Below are 3,231 nucleotides of genomic sequence, written 5' to 3' on the forward strand. Positions count from 1 at the left end.
GAATAAACCTCCGAGAAAAACTCGCCCCTCTGACTTTGCAAATCCTTGGCGTAGCCCTTTCTAATTTCCGCAACTTCATCGACCCCCCATTGTCTCAGCACTCCTATCACTGCCTCTCCTTCCTCGATCGTGACTATTACAACTTCTGGCTTTTCTGAGGATTCTACCGCATACCTCAGCCGTTCGAGCTGCTCCTTCTTCCAGCTTTTTATTATCGTCAACTCCTTCCCCGGTGTTATGCTTATCGTGTGGTAGCCGGAGTCTTCAACTCCAGCTACGATCCTTCCTGTTATCCTCAACCTGTTGGAAAACTTTTGGAACTCGACCTTTTCCACTTCTATTCCAATTCTAACCGTCACTTTTTCCTTATCGCTCCTGAGCTTATCGGAGCTTTCGCTAACCCTTTTCGTGAGGGAGAAAACGATGTCACCTTTTTCGAGGATATATTTTAGATGCCAGAGGTCCTCAACGCTTTCCGGAACGAGCTTTAACTCCAGTTGCCTTCCTCTTTTTACCTCTTCCAAAACTTTCACGGATGCACCTCCGATAATATTCCATTGGATGCTTTGTTTTGCAATCGGAGAAGCAGTTGTGGTAGGTCTTCATAGTCTCGCAGGAGGGAACTTCGTACTCTTTCCCACTACCCCTCATTCCCGCGATGTGCTCAACCTGATATCTCGCCTTCTCTTCATCAAAGTCCGGGGCGTAGGAGAAAATCTGGAGAACCTCATCGACCGAATGCCCTATTCTGAGTAGAAAGCTTGCTAAAGCAAATCTTGCTGAGTGGGGGACGTTAACTCCCGCTTTTAAGTCCGAGATTATTTTTTTGAAGCAGGGAGGGTAGCACTCAGCATTTTTCACTCCTTCTACATCCATCTCCTTTCTTCTGCTTTCGAACTCGAATACTATTTTGAGGAGTTTTTCCATTCCTTCGAATTCGTAACTAACTTTTTCAGAAAGCTTCTCTCTCAAGTACTCCTCAACTATCCTGAAAAACTCGTTTCTGCTTACCCTCACGAAACCTCCGTTTAGGGATCTCGAATAGAGCTTCCATTCTGGAGCTTTGAGCCTTACGGCAGCTTTTAGGTAATCTTTCACGTGCACGAAGCCGCTCTTATATTTTATGGAAAAGTTTGCAGCCAGAATTTCTGGAAGTTTGTCGTAGCTGTCTTTTTCCATCAAACTCTTGTAGTATTCCGCTGCCCTTACCGCAAATTTTCTTAAGGCTACTTCGCTTTTCGAAACCACGGCTCTACAATAAACGTAGGACATTATCGAGATTTTCGCCCTCGCAAGTAAGCGAGAGTAGTCCTCGACTCTCGTTAGGTAATTGCATTTTTCAAAGCAAGTTCCGCATAAACTGCATTTCTGCCAGATTCTTTCGTTCTTAATAGCTCCGCTTTTACAGAACTTTGCGCAGCTCTTATCCTCGCAAGCCTCGCATAAAAGGCTGTATCCTTCAAAACTTTTTTCGTACTTCTCGTTGAGAAAAACAAATTTCAGAAACTTCTCAGCCTCCTTCAAAGCCTCCTTGTGGTAAGCTTCTCCGGCTATGTGTCTTGCGGGCTTTAAAAACGGATATTTTTCAAGAAGAGGTAGAAGTGGAAGGAACTTCATTCTGCTTCAATTCTTGGGGCGAGAATGTACTCGACCTTTGCCTTTCCATCAGCCACCTCGAAAACGAGCCTAACCGGATAGTTGTTTCCGAGGTGGATCGTAAGTAAATCTCCAGCTTCAGCTATTTTGACGAACTCTTTGAGGTACTCAACGCTGAACATGCTTCTGGCTTCTGCTCGGTTGAACTCTATTAGCTCCGCATCGCTCATGTGGAAGACGATCTTGTCGACGTCTCCTTCCGCTTCGATGTAAAATCCGGTTTCGTCGCTTCTAAAAACAACGTGGTCGCTTATTTTGTCAGCCGCTTGTATGGCTTTCTTAAACTCCCCCGCGTCAAGCACCACTTTAGCTGGCAACTCTAAGTTGGGAACTTTCGGCTCCTTCCTTATCGCTGAGGGATCTATCAGCGAGAGAGCGTATTCAACACTCCCGAACCTTATTTTCATTCTGCTTTCGTCTTCGAGGGTTATTTCCACTATTTCTTTCTTTTTTATCGTTTTTGCGATGTCGTAAACCCTGTTTATGTCCACTCCCACAGTTTTCTCTTCGTCTACGCTGTAAGCTTCCATGTGCTCTTTTGGAATATCCACTATCACCATAGCCACGTTAGCCGGATCTACTGCTCGGGAATGAATCCCGTCCTCCGCAAAGTGAAAACGAGCTTCGCTAACTAAAGCGACCATCGCTCTCGTCACGGCTCTGATGACGTCTCCACCCATAATTGCGGTGATCATCCCGCATCACCCTTCACTGAATCTTTCGGGGGAAAATATTTATATTTTTCTTTAAAAGAACTCTCCCCTCTTCCCACGCTTTTTCCACGAAGTTTAAATAAGTTGATCGTTAACGATAAAACATGGTCGTTATGTCGCTTGAAGAGGCAGCGGAACTCGTAAAGGACGGATCTTTGATATGCCTTAGCGGAAACCTCCTCTACAGAATTCCAGCGGCTTTCGTTAGGGAGCTTGCGAGACAAGAAAAGAAGGATCTGAGGGTTATGAAGACTGCCGGAGGATACGATGTGGACTTGCTTTGTGGATTGGGTTGTGCCAAAGAGGTTATAGCCGGCTTCGTTTCCTTTGAAGCTTTTGGGCTTGCAAAAAACTTCAGAAAAGCTGTTGAGGAAGGGAGGGTGAAATATTCAGAGAACACCTGCTATACAGTCATAGCAGCTTTGAGGGCGGCAGCCTACGGAATACCCTTTATTCCGATAGCTGACATAAGCAAGAGCTACTTCGTGAAGGAGAGGGGGTTTAAGTTTGTGGAGAATCCTTACGGAGGAGGAAAGGTTCTGACCGTTCCGGCGATAAAACCTGAATTTGCGATAATCCACGTTCAGAAGGCTGATGAGGACGGAAACGCTCTGATCTACGGACCGTGGTTTGAGGATGTTTTAATGGCGAGGGCAGCGGAGAAGATAATAATAACGACGGAAATGATAGTTCCTAAGGAAGATTTGAGAAGGGACATTGATGCGGTCTGGATTCCGAGCTATAAAGTTGTTGCAGTTGTTGAAGTGCCAAGGGGAGCTTATCCGGGAGCGTGTCCTCCTTACTACGATCCGGATTTTGAGATGATGGAGAAGTATGCGAATTTGGATGAAGAGGGTTTGAA

Annotated in this window: 4 protein-coding genes; 1 reads left to right on the forward strand and 3 read right to left on the reverse strand. The window is 45.6% G+C overall.

Going from position 1 to position 3,231, the window contains the following annotated elements; genetic code table 11:
- From F7C14_RS00980 to F7C14_RS00990, 3 genes are all read right to left on the reverse strand, one after another.
- A partial coding sequence (locus F7C14_RS00980; RefSeq protein WP_290898839.1) for an mRNA surveillance protein pelota occupies window positions 1–533 on the reverse strand: 533 nt, incomplete at its 3' end.
- Window positions 466–1,617 carry a DNA primase regulatory subunit PriL gene (gene priL, locus F7C14_RS00985; protein ID WP_290898842.1) on the reverse strand — a complete coding sequence of 384 codons (1,152 nt, stop codon included), beginning with the start codon at window positions 1,615–1,617 and terminating at the stop codon, window positions 466–468. The genes priL and F7C14_RS00980, both read right to left, overlap by 68 nt.
- Window positions 1,614–2,351 carry a DNA polymerase sliding clamp gene (locus F7C14_RS00990; protein WP_290898844.1) on the reverse strand — a complete coding sequence of 246 codons (738 nt, stop codon included), beginning with the start codon at window positions 2,349–2,351 and terminating at the stop codon, window positions 1,614–1,616. Before F7C14_RS00990 ends, priL begins: the two co-directional genes overlap by 4 nt.
- A gap of 122 nt (window positions 2,352–2,473) precedes the next feature.
- Here F7C14_RS00990 and F7C14_RS00995 point away from each other — a divergent pair.
- The coding region (locus F7C14_RS00995; protein ID WP_290898846.1) for a CoA transferase subunit A at window positions 2,474–3,231 on the forward strand (758 nt) is incomplete at its 3' end.

This window comes from Ferroglobus sp., assembly GCF_015521575.1.
GTDB lineage: Archaea > Halobacteriota > Archaeoglobi > Archaeoglobales > Archaeoglobaceae > Ferroglobus.

Bases quoted from the DNA above. Each gene is read 5' to 3' on its own strand.
- F7C14_RS00990 (WP_290898844.1), bottom strand. From the start codon at position 2,351: ATGATCACCGCAATTATGGGTGGAGACGTCATCAGAGCCGTGACGAGA.
- priL (WP_290898842.1), bottom strand. From the start codon at position 1,617: ATGAAGTTCCTTCCACTTCTACCTCTTCTTGAAAAATATCCGTTTTTA.